General features: G+C 70.4%; 12 protein-coding genes and 1 riboswitch. Of the genes, 7 read left to right on the top strand and 5 right to left on the bottom strand.

Annotated elements, in window-relative coordinates; translation table 11 throughout:
• Positions 1-26 precede the first annotated feature (26 nt).
• From IE075_RS11585 to IE075_RS11575, 3 genes are read right to left on the bottom strand one after another with little or no spacing between them, the layout of a single operon-like run.
• Positions 27-467 carry an acyl-CoA thioesterase gene (locus IE075_RS11585; protein WP_189456741.1) on the bottom strand — a complete coding sequence of 147 codons (441 nt, stop codon included), beginning with the start codon at positions 465-467 and terminating at the stop codon, positions 27-29.
• Positions 454-1,413 (bottom strand): ribonucleotide-diphosphate reductase subunit beta, encoded by a 960-nt coding sequence (locus tag IE075_RS11580; RefSeq protein WP_189457222.1) that lies wholly within the window; start codon positions 1,411-1,413, stop codon positions 454-456. The genes IE075_RS11585 and IE075_RS11580 overlap by 14 nt, the downstream gene beginning before the upstream one ends.
• Before the next feature lie 47 nt (positions 1,414-1,460).
• Positions 1,461-3,782 (bottom strand): ribonucleoside-diphosphate reductase subunit alpha, encoded by a 2,322-nt coding sequence (locus IE075_RS11575; RefSeq protein ID WP_229792520.1) that lies wholly within the window; start codon positions 3,780-3,782, stop codon positions 1,461-1,463.
• 350 nt (positions 3,783-4,132) lie between these two features.
• Positions 4,133-4,350, bottom strand: a riboswitch (cobalamin riboswitch).
• Between the two features lie 185 nt (positions 4,351-4,535).
• Here IE075_RS11575 and IE075_RS11570 point away from each other — a divergent pair.
• The 4 genes from IE075_RS11570 (at position 4,536) to IE075_RS11555 (ending at position 10,658) form a co-directional block, all read left to right on the top strand.
• Positions 4,536-7,289 (top strand): DUF2339 domain-containing protein, encoded by a 2,754-nt coding sequence (locus tag IE075_RS11570; RefSeq protein WP_189456737.1) that lies wholly within the window; start codon positions 4,536-4,538, stop codon positions 7,287-7,289.
• Positions 7,286-8,641, top strand: coding sequence for a DUF3999 family protein (locus tag IE075_RS11565; protein ID WP_189456735.1), 1,356 nt, complete (start codon positions 7,286-7,288; stop codon positions 8,639-8,641). Before IE075_RS11570 ends, IE075_RS11565 begins: the two co-directional genes overlap by 4 nt.
• A gap of 122 nt (positions 8,642-8,763) precedes the next feature.
• Entirely contained in the window at positions 8,764-9,954 is a 1,191-nt protein-coding gene (locus IE075_RS11560; RefSeq protein ID WP_189456733.1) for a phosphoglycerate kinase, read from the top strand.
• 59 nt (positions 9,955-10,013) lie between these two features.
• The gene (locus IE075_RS11555; protein WP_189457220.1) at positions 10,014-10,658 is read left to right on the top strand and encodes an HAD hydrolase-like protein; all 645 of its coding nucleotides are present in this window, start codon (positions 10,014-10,016) and stop codon (positions 10,656-10,658) included.
• A 64-nt stretch (positions 10,659-10,722) separates the two neighbouring features.
• Here IE075_RS11555 and IE075_RS11550 read toward each other — a convergent pair whose 3' ends face one another.
• Positions 10,723-11,301, bottom strand: coding sequence for a GNAT family N-acetyltransferase (locus IE075_RS11550; RefSeq protein ID WP_189456731.1), 579 nt, complete (start codon positions 11,299-11,301; stop codon positions 10,723-10,725).
• 73 nt (positions 11,302-11,374) lie between these two features.
• On the opposite strand from IE075_RS11550, the gene pyk reads away from it, so the two are divergent.
• On the top strand, positions 11,375-12,841 hold the full coding sequence (pyk, locus tag IE075_RS11545; protein WP_189456729.1) for a pyruvate kinase: 1,467 nt from the start codon (positions 11,375-11,377) through the stop codon (positions 12,839-12,841).
• Between the two features lie 142 nt (positions 12,842-12,983).
• Positions 12,984-13,997: a class I fructose-bisphosphate aldolase gene (locus IE075_RS11540; RefSeq protein ID WP_189456728.1), complete on the top strand. Its 1,014-nt coding sequence runs from the start codon at positions 12,984-12,986 to the stop codon at positions 13,995-13,997.
• Positions 13,998-14,231: 234 nt separating this feature from the next.
• On the opposite strand, the gene IE075_RS11535 is transcribed toward IE075_RS11540, so the two are convergent.
• A complete protein-coding gene (locus IE075_RS11535; protein WP_189456726.1) occupies positions 14,232-14,810 on the bottom strand; it encodes an O-acetyl-ADP-ribose deacetylase in 579 nt (192 codons plus the stop codon).
• Between the two features lie 675 nt (positions 14,811-15,485).
• On the opposite strand from IE075_RS11535, the gene IE075_RS11530 reads away from it, so the two are divergent.
• The gene (locus tag IE075_RS11530; RefSeq protein ID WP_229792487.1) at positions 15,486-16,457 is read left to right on the top strand and encodes an efflux RND transporter periplasmic adaptor subunit; all 972 of its coding nucleotides are present in this window, start codon (positions 15,486-15,488) and stop codon (positions 16,455-16,457) included.
• The last annotated feature ends 23 nt before the right edge of the window (positions 16,458-16,480 follow it).

The raw sequence follows: 16,480 nt of genomic DNA, 5'->3' as shown, positions 1-16,480 counted from the left end.
GCGGTCCATGCCCCGGCATCCGGAGACTATGCTCGCGCTGGTCCTTCGCGTGCCTCCTGCGACGTCTCGACGTCGAGCGGCGGCACCGCGGTGGGCCGTCCGTCGCCGTCGAGCGCGACCATCGTGAAGCACCCGCGCGTGGCGAGCGTGCAGTCGCCTCGCAGCGGGTCCTCGGCGTGCATCTCGACGTCGACCTGCATCGAACTGCGCCCCGTTGCGACGACGCGCGCCGTGAGCCGCACCAGCGCACCGGCCGGCACCGCGGTGTGGAAATCGACGCGATCCGAGCGCGCGGTGACGACCACGCGACGCGCATGCCGCGTGGCCGCGATGAACGCGGCCTTGTCCATCCACGCCAGAGCCTGCCCGCCGAACAACGTGCCGAGGTGGTTGGTGTGGTCAGGGAACACCATCTCGGTCATCGTCGCTTCGGGCGGCCGGTTCGACGAGAGCTCAGAATGCGGCATCGAACGCGACCTCGCCCTGCACGCCGACCTGGTACGCGGACACGCGCCGCTCGAAGAAGTTCGTCACCTCCTGCACGTCCTGCAGGTCCATGAACGCGAACGGGTTGCTAGCGCCAAAGTGCTTTGGCATGCCGAGCTGCGCGAGGCGCTGGTCGGCCGTGTACTGCAGGTAGGCGCGCATGTCCGTCGGCGACAGCCCGGCGACACCGCCGGAGAGCACGTCCTGCGCGAACGCCATCTCGCACTCGACCGCTTCTTCGAGCATGCGCACTACGTCGCGCGCCAGCGTGGCATCGAACAGAGCGGGCTCCTCGGCGCGCACCGTGCGGATCACCTCGAACGCGAACGCCATGTGCCCGCTCTCGTCGCGGAACACCCAGCTCGTGCCGGCGGCGAGCCCGTGCAGCAGCCCGCGCGAGCGGAGGTAGTACACGTAGGCGAACGCGGCGAAGAAGAACAGCCCTTCGATGCAGCACGCGAAGCAGATCAGGTTGAGCAGGAACTGCCGGCGATGCGATGCATCGTCGAGCCGGTCGAGCCCGTCGATCGAGTCCATCCAGCGGAAGCAGAAGTCCGCCTTCGCGCGGATCGACGGGATGTTTTCGATGGCATCGAACGCCTTCGCCCGCGCGGCCGGGTCGGGCAGGTAGGTGTCGAGCAGGGTGAGGTAGAACTGCACGTGCAGCGCTTCCTCGTAGAGCTGGCGCGAGAGGTACATGCGCGCTTCGGGCGCGTTGATGTGCTGGTAGAGGTTGAGCACGAGGTTGTTCGCGACGATCGAGTCGCCGGTCGCGAAGAACGCAACGAGCCGCTCGACGAGGTGGCGCTCGGCCGGGCCGAGCTTGTGCGCGAGGTCGGCGACGTCGATCGAGAAATCGACTTCCTCCACGGTCCAGGTGTTGCGGATCGCCTCCCGGTACATCTCGTAGAAGCGCGGATAGCGCATCGGGCGCAGCGTGAGGTTGAAGCCCGGGTCGAGCAGGTGCGGTGTGCTCACTGGCAGGCCTCGCAGGATTCGGGGTTCTCGAGTGAGCAGGCGATTGCCGCGGCGGGCGAGGGCGCGGCACCGATCGTCGCCTTCGCGATGCGCGTGGCCGGGCGAGAGCGCAGGTAATACGTCGTTTTCAGCCCTCTTTTCCACGCGTACATGTACATCGAGCTCATCGCGCCGATCGTTGGCGTCTCGATGAAAAGGTTCAGCGACTGGCTCTGGTCGATGAACGCGCCGCGGTCGGCGGCCATGTCGATGAGCGAACGCATCGGCAATTCCCAGGCGGTGCGGTAGACCTGCCGCAGCGTGTCGGGGATCTCGTCGATGCCTTGCACCGAGCCTTCGGCAAGCTTGATGCGGTCGCGCATCGACGCCGTCCACAGGCCGAGCGTCTTGAGCTCGTCGACGAGGTGTCGATTCACGACGAGGAAGTCGCCTGAGAGCGTCTCGCGCTTGAACAGGTTGCTCACCTGCGGCTCGATGCATTCGTAGCAGCCGGCGATCGAGGCGATCGTCGCGGTCGGCGCGATCGCGACGAGCAGCGAATTGCGCAGGCCGTGCGCGCGGATGCGGCCGCGCAGCGCGCCCCAGCGCGCAGTGTCGGCCGGCACGATGCCCCAGGCGTCGAACTGCAGCTCGCCGTGCGCGGCGCGCGTGTCGTCGAAGCCCGGGTGCGGACCGTGCTCGAGCGCGAGTTCGTTCGAGGCCGACAGCGCGTGGTAATAGATCGCCTCGGCGATCTCGCGCGACAGCGCGCGCGCCGCGTCCGAGTCGAACGGTAGGCGCATGCGGAAGAACACGTCCTGCAGGCCCATCACGCCGAGCCCGACCGGGCGCCAGCGCAGGTTCGCGCGGCGCGCGGTTTCGATCGGATAGAAGTTGAGGTCGATCACGCGGTCGAGCTGACGCACCGCGAGGCGCACGGTCTCGGCGAGCTTGTCGAAATCGAAGGTGATGCGGCCGTCGGCGTCGTCGACGTGATGGGCGAGATTGACCGAGCCGAGGTTGCACACTGCGGTCTCGTCCTGCGAGGTCACCTCGAGGATCTCGGTGCACAGGTTCGACAGGTGCACGACGTGGCCTTCGCGCAGCGTCTGGTTGCAGGCGCGGTTCGCCTTGTCCTTGAAGTTCATCCAGCCGTTGCCCGTCTGCGCAAGCGTGCGCATCATCCGCGCGTACAGATCGCGTGCCTTGACGGTCTTCGTCGCGAGCCCGGCCGCTTCGGCCGCGCGGTAGGCCGCGTCGAACGCCTCGCCCCACAGGTCGGTCAGCTGCGGCACGCGCGCCGGGTCGAACAGCGACCACGGGCCGTCGGCCTCGACGCGGCGCATGAATTCGTCGGGGATCCAGTTCGCGAGGTTCAGGTGATACGTGCGGCGCGCCTCGTCGCCGGTGTTGTCGCGCAGCTCGAGGAAGGCCTCGACGTCGGCGTGCCAGGGCTCGAGGTACACGCAGGCCGCGCCCTTGCGCTTGCCGCCCTGGTTGACCGCCGCAACGGACGCATCGAGCGTCTTGAGCCACGGCACGATGCCGTTGCTCAGCCCGTTCGTGGAGCGGATCAATGCGCCCTGCGAGCGCACGCGCGTCCAGCTCACGCCGATGCCGCCGCTGAACTTGCTGAGCTTGGCGATGTCGGTGTAGCGCTTGTAGATGCCCTCGAGCGAGTCGTCGGGCGAATCGAGCAGGAAGCAGCTCGAGAGCTGCTCGTGCGAGGTGCCGGCGTTGAACAAGGTCGGCGAGCTCGGCAGGTAGTCGAGCTGCGCCATGCGCCGGTACAGCGCGAGCGCGTCGGTCACGTCCGTGCTCAGCGCGCAGGCGATGCGCATGAAGAACTGCTGCGGCGTTTCGATCACGGTGCGCGCGGTCGGGTGGCGCAGCAGGTAGCGGTCGTAGAGCGTGCGCAGGCCGAAGTAATCGAAGCGGCGGTCGAGCGACAGGTCGATTGCATCGTTGAGCTTGCGCGCATGTGCCTGCACGAAGCCGAGCAAGCGCGCGTTGATGAGCCCGAGCTCGTGCCCGCGCTGGACTGATTGCGAGAACGCGTGGATCTCCTGGCCTTCGACCTCCTTGCCGATCACGTTCGCGAGCAAGTGCGCGGCGAGGCGGCCGTACTCGGGCTCCTCCGCGGTCAGCAGCGCGGCGGTGCGGATCGACAGCTCGTCGAGCTCGCGCGTGCTCGCGCCGTCGTAGAGGCCGGAGATCGTGCGCGTGGCCACGCGCATCGGGTCGACCGCGTGCAGACCGTCGCAGCAGCGCGTCACCGCGCGAACGATCTTGTTGAGATCGACGGTCTCGCGCCGGCCGCTGCGCTTGGTGACGGTCATCGACACGCTGGCCGCGGGCGGCGTCAGCACGAAGCCGGGCGGATCGGCCGGCGTGGGCAGTGGAGAGGAGGCGGCGGTCGCGGCTTCGGCGACGGCGGTGGACGGTGCGGTCATGGCGAACTCCAGTGCAGGACGCACGGGTCGCCGGCCCTCCCTCGAGAGCCGGCGCACGGAGGCGCGCATGCGCAGGCGCAACGCGCCCGTCGCACGGCCACGCCCCCGCGGGCGCTGTGTCTGGAGGAAACGCGGGTGCCGCGACCGCGCGCAGCGCGGCCTGCACGACGCCGGAGCGCCGCGTGCGACACCGGCCGTCCTCCCCCGAGGACACGCAGGCCGGTCACCGCGCGGTGTGCTTCGCGCGGCTGTCGGCAGGTCTTCGGGCTCGGGACGTGGGCGAGGGGTTCGCCTGACCTACCGGCGGTCGCTTCCCAGACATCGCTGCCCAGTGCCATGACCGCTTTCGTTTCCCATACCGCTGCGGGGCAGCGCCGGCTTTGGATCGTCGATCCGCACCGGACTTCCCTTTTAAGCCGGCCTCGCGGCCGGCACCGACGGGCACAACATACGGTGGGTTGCGGGGCCCGTCAACGCCATATGTGGGGATTGCCCGTTCGTTGTGCGGACGCCGAGGCCTGGCTTGCGCGGCACCCGCCGGACCGCAATGCGGGTCGCCCTGGGCGGGCGAGGACCGGCGCTTGCGACGCCGGCACGGGTTACGCTGCGCGCCTGCGGGGAGCAGGAACGGGGAAGACAATGGAAGGTCTCATCTTGCTGGCCGCGTTGCTGATGCTCGCGGTGCCGGTGGCGGTCGTCGTGGCGCTGTCGATGATCTCGACGTTGCGTGCGCGCGTGTCGACGCTCGAATCGCAGGTGGAGCGGCTGCAATCACAGTCGGCGACGGCGGGCGTCGAGCGCGGAACGGCCGGAGCGCGCGCCGCGGCGCCGACGCCGGTTCCGCAGGCGACGGTGCAAGTGCCGCCTGCCGGCGCCGCCGCGCCCGACCCCGACCACATCGCCGACACCGTGTTCGCGGCGCGCAGTCTCGCGCCGGAGCAATCCGCACCGGAGGCGACGGCGCGGCCGGAAGGTGCGCCCCCGCTGTCGCCGCCCCCGATGCCGCGCGGGCCGGCTCCCGCCGCGCCGCCCGCGCCGGGGTCGACCCAACCCCCATCGCCACGCCGCCCGAACCCGCTGGAACTCGCCGCACGCGCGGTGCGGCGCTGGCTCACCGAAGGCAACGTGCCGGTCAAGGTGGGCGTCCTCGTGCTGTTCGCAGGCGTGGCCGCGCTGCTCAAGCACGCGTCCGACCAAGGCTGGCTCGACACGCCGATCCAGTTGCGCCTCGCGGGCATCGCGTTTGCGGCGAGCGCGGCGCTCGCGTTCGGCTGGCGGGAGCGGCACAAGCGCCGGGGCTTCGGGCTCGCAGTGCAGGGCGGTGCGATCGGCGTGCTGCTCATGGTCGTCTTCGCGGCGTTCAAGCTCTACGCACTGATACCGGCGGGCGTCGCCTTCGGGCTCAGCGTGGTGCTCGTCGCGGGGCTGGGCGTGCTGGCCGTCAGGCAGGACGCGATCGCGCTCGCGGTCTTCGGTGTGCTCGCGGGCTTTCTCGCGCCGATCTGGCTGTCGACCGGGCAGGGCAACCATGTCGCGCTGTTCGGCTATTACCTCGTGCTCAATGCGGGGATCCTCGCGATCGCGTGGCGTCGTGCGTGGCGCGTGCTCAACGTGCTCGGATTCGCCTTCACGTTCGGCATCGGCACGGTCTGGGGCGTTCTGCAGTACCGACCCGAGCAATTCGTGACGACCCAGCCGTTCCTCGCCGTGTTCTTCGTGTTCTACCTGCTCGTTCCGATCCTGTACGCGCGACGCCGCGCGCCGGGCCGCCGCGATCTGGTCGACGGCGGCCTCGTGTTCGGCACGCCGCTGGTCGCGTTCTCGTTGGAGGCCGGCCTGCTCGACGGCGCGCGCATGCCGCTCGCCGCGTGCGCGCTCGGCCTCGGTGCGCTCTATGCCGGGCTCGCCGCACTGCTGCAACGCCGTGGTCACCTGTCCGCCCTGGCTGCGCCGTACGCCGTGCTCGCGGTGGGTTTTGCGACGCTCGCCGTGCCGCTCGCGCTGTCGGCGCATGCGACCGCCAGCATCTTCGCGCTCGAAGGCGCGGCGCTCGTCTGGCTGGGCCTGCGCCAGCAGCGCCGGTTGCCCCAGGTGTCGGGCCTGTTGCTGCAGGCGGCCGCGGCTGTCGCGTTTGCGGTCGCGGATGCGCGCGGCGCCGTGCCCGTCGCGAACCCCGCGTTCATCGGCGCGCTGCTGATCGCGATCGCCGGCTTCGCGTCGGCATGGAGCTACCGCCGCGCCGATGTCGGCCCGCGTGCACTGCCGTACTACCTCTGGGGTCTCGCGTGGTGGATCGGCGGCGCGGTCGGCGAAATCTCGCGTTTCGTCGTGTCCGAGGCGCGTCCCGATGCACTGCTCGCCCTGGCGGCCGTCACGGCCGCGCTCGCGGGCGAGTGGCACCGGCGCGCGCCGGCGCGCGCGCTGGCGTGGACCGTCGCCGGCGGCCTCGTGGCGGCGGTGCTGCTCGCGGTCGCGCAGACGGGCGCGCACGTGCATCCGCTCCGCGGTTATGGGCCGCTCGCGTGGGCGCTGTTCGCCGCGCTCTCGCTGCGGGCCCTGCAGTCGCTCGGCATCGCGGTCGACCGCGGCGCGTCCGGCTCGCTGCCCGCGGTCGCGGCCGCGCACTCGGCCTGGACGGTCGCCTGGGCGCTCGCGGCGACCCTGTCGCTCGCGCATGTCGCGTCCACGCCCCGGATCGGCGACGGGTGGGCGTGGGCCCTGGTCGGCCTGCCGTGGCTTGTTGCGGCGACGCTGGTGCTGTGGCGGCCCGCGATCGTCGCATTCCCGCTCGCGCGTCATTTCGACGCGTGGCGCGCCCCGCTGCTCAGGGGGCTGCTCGCGGTGCTCGCGATCGGCTGGCTCCATGCGCTGCGGCTCTCCGGCGACAGTGCGCCGTTGCCGTGGATCGCCGTGCTCAACCCGCTCGACCTCGCGCAACTGGCGGCGCTCGCGATCGTCGTGGCCGCCCTGCGCGGCGACGCACTGCCGGGCCCGTGGCGCGAGCGTCGTGCGGAGCTGCTGGGCCTTGCCGGGTTCGCGCTGCTCAGCGTCATCGTGCTGCGCGCGACGCACCACTGGGGTGGCGTGCCGTGGGGGAGCGCCATGTTCGGCTCCGGCCTCGTGCAGACGAGCCTCACCGTGGTGTGGAGCCTGCTCGGCGTGCTCGCATGGGTCGGAGGTGCGCGCCGCGGGGAGCGGAGACTGTGGCTTGCGGGCGCCGTGCTCATGGCGGTGGTGCTCGCGAAGCTCGTGCTCGTCGACCGGACCCACCTCGGCAACCTGCTCGGCATCGGCTCGTTCATTGCGTACGGACTGCTGTGCACGGCCGTCGGTTATTTCGCGCCGGCGCCGCCGCGCCGCGAGTCCGCGTCGCTGCAAGGCGCCCCCGCGTGAGGCGGCTCGCGTTTGGGTTGGTGCTCGCGCCGCTGGTCGCGTTGGCCGGAGCCGCGGACTATCGCCTGCAGTGGCCGGTGCAGCTGGCGCGCCCGGACGCGGCCGCGCATCGCATCGTGCTTGAAGCGGACGTGTACCGGACCGTGCAGCGCGCTGATCTGGGTGACCTCGACGTGCTCGACCGCGACGGCGCGGCGGTGCCGGCCGCCGTGCTCGCGCCCGCGCGTCCCGCCCGGCGCGCGCCACGTCTCGTTCCGCTGCCGTGGTTCCGTTTGCCGTCGCCCGACGGTGCCGGCGCGCGCGACTGGGCCGTGATCGGCCGGGCAGGGCCGGACGGCGCGCTGCAGGAGATCGAAGCCCGCAGCGTCGCCGCCGGTTCCGGCGAAGCGCCGCGCACCGCGCTGCTCGTCGACGCGCGCACCGCGCGCGGTCCCGTCACTGCGCTCGACCTGCAGTGGCAGTCGAGTGGCGCGCTCGACGTCGGCTACCGCGTCGAGGGCAGCGACGATCTCGACACATGGCACCCGGTGCCGGCGCAGGGTCGCCTCGTCGACCTGCAGCGCGACGCCGAGCGCCTGCTGCAGCGGCGCATCGCGCTGCAGTCGCCCTCGTCGTGGCGCTACCTGCGGCTCACACCGGAGCATGCGGACCGCATCGTCCCGATCACGGCAGTGCATGCGGTGATCCCGGTTGCGCGCGCGGCACCCGATGCGCAGTGGCGGGCGCTTGCGCCTGGCGCCGTCCGTCGCGTGGAAGGTGCGGGCTCACAGTTCGAGTTCGAACTCGACGGCCGCTACCCGATCCGCTGGGCCGCCGTAGCGATGGACGCCAACACTGCCGTGCGCTGGCATCTGGAGAGCCGAGAGTCCGGCGATGCACCGTGGCGGACGCGCGCAGCGCCTTGGCTGGCCTTCCAACTCGACGACGCAGGCGAACGCAGCCATTCCCCGCCGCGTGTGCTCGACGCAACCGTGCGCGACCGCCACTGGCGGCTCACGGCCGATCGCCAGGTGGCGCAGGCGCCGGCACTGCGCCTCGGCTACGCGCCAGAGACCCTGGTGTTTCTCGCGCAGGGCAGCGGGCCGTACGCGCTCGTCGCGGGCAGCGCGCGCACGCGCCGCGCCGACGCGCCAGTGGCGCCCGTTCTTGCGGCACTGCGCGAGCGGCACGGTGCCGAGTGGTCGCCGCCTGCCGCGACGCTCGGCGCGCCGTCCGTCCGCGCAGGCCAGAACGCCCTCGAGCCCGAGCGCGACTGGACAACGTGGTTGCTGTGGGCCGCGTTGATCGCCGGGGCGCTGCTCGTGATCGCCCTGGCCGTCTCCGTACTGCGCACGCCGCCGCCCAAGCCCTGACCGGCGCGGCCTGCACGCGGGCCGCCTTGCGTTCCTGTGGCGAGGTTTTCTTCACGTCCGGCCACCGTGACAATGGCCGGCTTCGCGCGCTGCCCGCGCGTTTTTCTCTTCCAGGAGACTCCATGACCATCGTCCGCATGACCGACCTCGACCTCGCCGGAAAGCGCGTGCTGATCCGCGAGGATCTCAACGTGCCCATCGATCGCAGCGAGGCCGGCGATGCCCGCATCACGTCCGAACAGCGCATCCAGGCCGCGCTGCCGACGTTGCGGCTCGCGCTCGAAAAGGGCGCGGCGGTCATGGTGATGTCGCACCTGGGCCGCCCGAAGGAGGGCGTGTTCAGCGCCGAGGATTCCCTCGAGCCGGTGGCCAAGCGCCTGTCCGAACTGCTCGGCGTCGACGTGCCGCTCGTGCGCGACTGGGTCGGCGGCGTCGAAGTAAAGCCGGGCGAGATCGCGCTGCTCGAGAACTGCCGCATGAACGTCGGCGAGGGCAAGGACGACGACACGCTCGCGAAGGCCTATGCGGACCTGTGCGACGTGTTCGTCATGGACGCGTTCGGCACCGCGCACCGCGCGCAGGCCTCGACGCACGGCGTCGCGAAGCACGCGAAGATCGCCTGCGGCGGCCCGCTGCTGATGGCCGAGCTCGACGCGCTCGCGAGGGCCCTCGAAACCCCGGCGCGCCCGCTGCTCGCGATCGTCGCCGGCAGCAAGGTGTCGACGAAGCTCGAGCTGCTGTCCTCGCTCGTCAGCAAGGTCGACCAGCTCATCGTCGGCGGCGGCATCGCAAACACGTTCATCGCCGCGATGGGGCACGACGTCGGCAAGTCCCTCGTCGAGCGCGATCTGCTCGACACCGCGAAGCAGATCATGGCCGACGCGAAGGCGCGCGGCGCCGATATCCCGGTGCCGGTCGACGTCGTCGTCGCGCCCGAGTTCAAGGCCGATGCGCCGGCGACGGTGAAGCCGGTCGATCAGGTCGGCGCCGACGACATGATCCTCGACATCGGCCCGCAGACCGCCGCGCAGTACGCGCAGCTGATCCGCGACGCGGGCACGGTGGTGTGGAACGGGCCGGTCGGCGTGTTCGAGTTCGATGCGTTCGGCAAGGGCACCGAGGCGCTCGCGCGCGCGATCGCCGAGAGCCGCGCGTTCTCGATCGCCGGCGGCGGCGACACGCTCGCGGCCGTCGACAAGTACGGCATCGAGCAGCAGGTGTCCTACATCTCGACCGGCGGCGGCGCGTTCCTCGAGTTCCTCGAAGGCAAGACGCTGCCCGCCGTCGCGATGCTCGCGCAGCGCGGCCAGTGAGCCACGCCGGCGCCGCCCCGCAGGGCAGCGGTGCAGACGTCGACCGCACTGCCGCGCCGATCCGCGCGGCGGTGCTGCTGTTCGACCTCGACGGCACGCTGATCGACTCCGCGCTTGGCATCACACGCTGCGCGGTGCATGCGTTCGAGCAGCTCGGCGAGCCGATTCCCGACGAGGCCACGTTGCGCAGTTGGATCGGCCCGCCGCTGCGCGACAGTTTTGCGCCGCGGCTCCACGATGCGGCGCGCGTCGAACGCGCGGTCGAGCTCTACCGCGAGCGCTACGACGTCGTCGGCTGGACCGAGCACACGATCTACGCAGGCATCGGCGATGCGGTGCAGGCGCTGCATGCGGCCGGGCATCGGCTCATGGTCGTCACCGCGAAAAACGAGCCGCATGCGCGGCGCATCGTCGAGCATCTGCCGTTCGGTGCGTGCTTCGAGGACGTGATCGGCGCGACGATCGACGGCCGCCTCAGCCACAAGCCCGAGCTCATCGCGGAAGCGCTGCAGCGGCGCGGCATCGACGCATCGTCGTGCGTGATGATCGGCGACCGCCGCATGGACATGCAGGGCGCCGTGCACCATTCGATGCCCGGCGTTGGCGTGTTGTGGGGCTTCGGTGATGCGGACGAGCTGCAGGCGGCGGGCGCGTCGCGTCTGGTCACGGCGCCCGCCAATCTCGTGTCGGCGTTCGAGCGCTGACGCTGAGCTTCACGGCGCGCGTATCTCGCGTGCCGTGAAGGCCGCGAAGCCGCGTTAGCGCCACTCAGGCATCACGCACGAACTCGCGCGCGAGCAGCCCGTACATCACGGTGTCGCACAGCTCGCCCGCGGTGTGCCAGCGTTCACGCAGCAAGCCCTCACGACGAAAGCCGACCCGTTCGACGAGGCGGCAGGACGCCTCGTTGCGCGGGTCGATGTCGGCCTCGACGCGCCGAAGTGCCAGCGTGTCGAATGCATGCACCAGCATCAGTGACACCGCCTCGCGCGCCAGGCCACGCCCCCATCGGTCACGGCTCAGCACATAGCCCACCGTGGCCCGGCCCTGTTCGCGGTCGATGTCGCACAATGTGGCCGCGCCGATGAGCGCGTCGTCCGCGATGTCGGCCATCGCCCAGCACAGCATCCGGCCCGGGTCGCGGCTGCTGCACGCGGTTTCGAAATACGCCTGTGCCTGCTCGCGCGCGGTCCACGCCGGAAAGCTCCAGTACCGCATTGCCTGCGGATCGGAGTGCAGCGCGTAGAACGCATCGAAGTCATCTGTCTCGATGCCGCGCAGGCGGAGGCGCGTACCGTTGAGTACGGGCAGTTCGTTTGCTGCGGTGTCGCTTGCGGTCGCGTGCATGTGTAGGAAAACGTATGCAATCGGAGCGCGCATTGTGCTGTGCTAGCGTGCCGCACGAACATGGGAGTGACCGATGAAGGCCCAGCAACGCCGCACCAAGATCCTTGCCACGCTCGGCCCGGCCACCGATGCGCCGGGCGTGCTCGACCAGCTGCTCGCCGCAGGCATCGACTGCGTGCGGCTCAACTTCTCGCACGGCGATCCGTCCGCCCAGGTCGAGCGCGCGAACGCATTGCGGGCCGCAGCCCAACGCGTGGGGCGTGAAGTCGGCATCCTCGCCGACCTGCCGGGCCCGAAGATCCGCATCGAGCGCTTCGTCGACGGCCGCGTGCAGCTCAAGGCCGGCGACCGCTTCGATCTCGTTGCCAATGCCGACGCGCCCGAAGGCACCGAGCGCGAGGTCGGCGTGAGCTACCTCGGCCTGCCCAACGACGTGACGTCCGGCGACACGCTGCTGCTCGATGACGGCATGATGCAGCTGCGCGTCGAGCGCGTGGAAGGCGAGCGCATCGTGACCACCGTGCTCAACGACGGCGCGCTGTCTAACCGCAAGGGCGTGAACAAGCTCGGCGGGGGCCTGTCGCTCGGCGCGTTGACCGAGCGCGACCGCGAACTCATCGGCGTCGCCGCGCAGATCGGCGTGGACTTCATCGCCGTGTCGTTCTGCCGCAACGCCGCGGACATGGAAGAGGCGCGCCAGGTCGCACGTGAGGCGGGCAGCGATGCGTTCCTCGTGTCGAAGATCGAACGCGCCGAAGCGATCGAGAACCTCACCGAGATCATCGAGGCAAGTGACGTGGTGATGGTCGCGCGCGGCGATCTCGGCGTCGAAATCGGCGATGCGGAGCTGCCGGGCCTGCAGAAGAAGATCATCCGCGAGGCGACCGCCTGCGGCCGCGTCGTGATCACCGCAACGCAGATGCTGCAGTCGATGGTCGACAGCCCGATGCCGACGCGCGCCGAAGTGCTCGATGTCGCGAACTCGGTCATCGACGGCACCGATGCGGTGATGCTGTCGCAGGAAACCGCGGCTGGAAAATACCCGGTTAAGGCCGTCGAGGCGATGGTGCGCGTGTGCCTCGGCGCCGAGCGCACGTTCGCGCACGACACCGATTTCGAAGCCGCGCCGCGCAACCTCGACCGTCCCGATCGTGCGATCGCGATGGCCGCGATGTTCCTGTCCGAACACATCGGCGTGCGCGCGATCGTCGCGATCACCGAGTCCGGCGGTACGCCGCGGTACCTCTCGCGGTTCCGCTCGCAGTCGCCGGTGTTTGCATTGTCGAGCGATTCGGGCGTGCGCCGGCGCATGTCGCTGATGCGCGATGTCACCTCGATCCCGTTCGAATCGCTCGGCCTTGGTGCACGCGAAGCGGCGCGGCGCGCCGCGCGGCAGCTGTACGACGCGGATCTGCTCGAGGTCGGTGATCGCCTGATCTTCACCAGCGGCGAGACCATGGGCCAGCACGGCGCGACGAACACGCTGCGCCTGTTGCAGATGGGCGAGGGCGGCGTCGCACAGGGGCTCGGCGAGCTGTAAATCGCCTGTAAAGCACGGGACATCGAGACAAATTCCTGCCGCCGCGTGCCTGCACGCGGCGCGCATGCGCGTGGTTCACGCGGCCCCCACCTGGCGCGACCGTTATAATCGCGGGCTTCCCACTCGCTCCGCAGGACGTCTCATGAGCATCGAACAGCTGGCCGAAACCGCCCAGGCCATGGTGGCCCCGGGTAAGGGCATCATCGCGATCGACGAGTCCACCTCCACCATCCAGAAGCGCTTCGACAGCGTCGGGATCGAGTGCACCGAGGAGAACCGTCGCGCTTACCGCGAGATGCTGCTCGGCACGCCGAATCTCGGTGACCACATCTCCGGCGCGATCCTGTTCGACGAGACGATCCGTCAGTCGACCAAGAACGGCGTGCCGTTCACCAAGCTCATGATGGACAACGGGATCATCCCGGGCATCAAGGTCGACAAGGGCACGCACGCGCTCGCCGGCTTCCCGGGCGAAGTCGTCACCGAAGGCCTCGACGGCCTGCGCGCACGCCTCGAGGAGTACTACCGCCTCGGCGCCCGCTTTGCGAAGTGGCGCGCGGTCATCAACATCGGCGACGACATCCCGACCGGCACCGGCATCGACGCGAATGCGCACGCGCTCGCGCGCTATGCGGCGCTGTGCCAGGAGCAGGGCCTGGTGCCGATGGTGGAGCCGGAAGTGATCATGGACGGCAGCCACGACATCGACACCTGCTACGAGGTCACCGAAGTCACGCTGCGTTCGCTGTTCGCGTCGCTGTACGAGCACAACGTCATGCTCGAGGGCACGATCCTCAAGGCGTCGATGGTGATCCCGGGCACGACCAGCGGCGAGAAGGCCTCGATCGAGGAAGTCGCCGCGGCGACGCTGCAGTGCCTGAAGTCGACCGTGCCGGCGACGCTGCCGGGCATCGTGTTCCTCTCGGGCGGTCAGTCGGACGAGGACGCGACGGCGCACCTCGACGCGATGAACCGCATGGGTCCGAAGCCGTGGCCGCTGTCGTTCTCCTATGGCCGCGCGATGCAGTCGGCCGCGCTCAAGCTGTGGGCGCAGGACCTGACGGGCAACATCGACGCCGCACGCAAGACGGTGTTCGAGCGCGCCCGCGACAACGGCCTCGCCGCGCTGGGCCAGTGGAACAAGTCCGCCGCCTGATTACCGGCGACGGTGCAACAAAAACGCCGGCCCTGGGCCGGCGTTTTTATTGATGCGGAGCGGGGTGCAGAATTCGGGAGACGTCGGGCGATCCGCGTCGCGGCCCGCGACCGCCAGTTCCGACACCGGCTGACAGGGCAACCGGTTGCCGGGCGCCGGCTTGGGTCATGCCGGCTTGCGTCGTGCCGGCTTACCTCGTGCCGCTTACAGTGTGTCCACCCAGGCCGCGTCGATTCACATCGTGCGCCGTGCGGGCGGCTGCTCGGCCGGGCCGAAGCGCGTCGAGCCCGCGCCGCCTTCAAGCTCGGCGCGGTACAGCTCGGCCATCGTGCGATCGGCCGCGCAGAAGATCACGCGCGCCGGACGCGGGTGGGCGTCCTTCCACGAGAGCACTTCGGCCACCGCAATCTTGACCGCCTCGTGCGCCGGGTAGCCGTACGCGCCACAGCTGATGGCCGGGAACGCGATCGAGTTGATCTTGTGGTTGAGCGCGATCTCGAGCGCGTTGCGGTAGCACTGCGCAAGCAGTTCCGGCTCGCCGGCTTCGCCGCCTTGGTACACCGGGCCGACGGTGTGGATGACGTAGCGTGCGAGCAGGCGGTGCGCGCCGGTGACGCGCGCTTCGCCGGTCGGGCAGCGGATACCGGGCTCGACCTCGTCGATGCGTCGGCACTCGGCGAGCAGGCCGGGGCCGGCCGCGCGGTGGATCGCGCCGTCGACGCCAGCGCCGCCCATCAGTGTCTCGTTCGCCGCGTTGACGATCGCGTCCGCGGCCACGACGGTGATGTCGCCTTGGATTACCTCGATGCCCATGTCTGTGCTCCTTCGAGCCCGGCGACCGCCCCGTCGTCCGAACCTGCGCTGTCGTTGGAATGGAAAATCGGCGAACGGAATGCGGGCTCCAGCGGCTGTAATCGTTCGGGCCCCGCGCCGGACCCCTGCATTCGAGTGGCCGCGCGGGCCGTCCCGGTGCGGTCCCGCCGCAGCCAGCGGCGGTGTGCGCCGAGCGCAGACTCCGCAGTACGCGGCGCATTGCGCTGCGGGCAGCCGACCGACGTGCGGTCGTATCCAGCGGTAAGGCAGTCAAACGTCATGCGCGGGTCTCCAACCGGCTAACGGCAGAGGTTGACGACAACGGCCGCAACACCTCCGCGAAGCGTGTCACGCCCCAATCGTGCGCCCTGTCACGCTTCCTGTCGAGCCACCTTGCTTAATGCCGTCTGGCGGTTTGCCAGGTTGGGCTGAGTCCATAAGGCCTTGAAATGCCACGAAACCGCGACGCCGCGGGCGCTAGACTCGCGCCCGGCCCCCGCTTTCGATGACCCGTTCATGACTCGTTCGCGACTTTTCGCGACGCAGCGCGTGCCCCGGCTCGCGCTCGTCCCACTTTTTGCCGTCTTGTTCGCCACTGCCTGTGGCGGTGACTCGGACGCGCAGGGGCCCGGCGGTCCGGGCGGCGGCCCCCCGGGCGGTGGCGGAGATCGGCCGGTGCCGGTGACCACCCAGGTCGTGCAGCCGCGTGCATTCGCCGACACCGTCACGGCGCTCGGCACCGTGCAGGCGCGCGAATCGGTCACGATCACGGCGAAAGTCAGCGAAACCGTCGAGCGCGTGCACTTCGACAGCGGCGACGCGGTCAAGGCCGGCGCGCCGTTGGTGACGTTGAGCGGGCAGGCGCAGCAGGCGTCGCTGCGCGAGGCGCAGGCCGCGGCGAACGAGGCCCGACAGCTCTTCGACCGGCAGAACGAACTCGCCGGCCAGCAGCTGATCGCGCGTTCGCAGCTCGATACCCAGCGGGCGGCCCGCGATGCGGCGAACGCGCGCGTCTCCCAGATCCGCGCCCAGCTCAGCGACCGCGTGATCCGCGCGCCGTTCTCGGGCGTTCTCGGCCTGCGCCAGGTCAGCCCGGGCACGCTCGTGACGCCGGGCACCGCGATTGCGACGCTCGATGACGTCGCCCGCGTGTACGTCGACTTCCCGGTGCCCGAGACGCAACTCGCGCAGCTCGCGCCTGGGCAGGCGCTCGTTGCGACGAGCGCGGCCTACCCGCAGCGCCGCTTCGAGGGCACGGTGTCGACGGTCGATGCGCGCGTCGACGCGGCCACGCGCGCGATCCTCGTGCGCGGCGACTTCCCGAACCCCGATCGCGTGCTACGCCCCGGCATGCTGATGGAGGTGACGCTGTCGCAGGCCGAGCGGCCGGCGCTGCTCGTACCCGAGATCTCGATCGTGCAGGTCGGCGGCGACAGCTTCGTGTTCCGCGTTAAACCCGATAGCACCGTGGAGCGCGCCGAAGTCACGGTCGGCGCGCGGCGCGAAGGCCTGGCCGAGATCGTCAAGGGCGTATCGGCCGGCGATCGGCTCGTCGTCGACGGCACCGGCAAGGTGCGCCCCGGCGCGAAGGTGACCGAGGCCGGCGCGACGCAGAGCGGCGAGAAGGCCGCGGCGCCGGCGCCGTGAGCCGCGCCGTCCGTCTGCCGCGC

This window comes from Cognatilysobacter bugurensis, from assembly GCF_014652095.1.
Classification (GTDB): Bacteria; Pseudomonadota; Gammaproteobacteria; order Xanthomonadales; family Xanthomonadaceae; genus Cognatilysobacter; species Cognatilysobacter bugurensis.
This window is presented reverse-complemented; position numbering and strand designations above follow the sequence as displayed.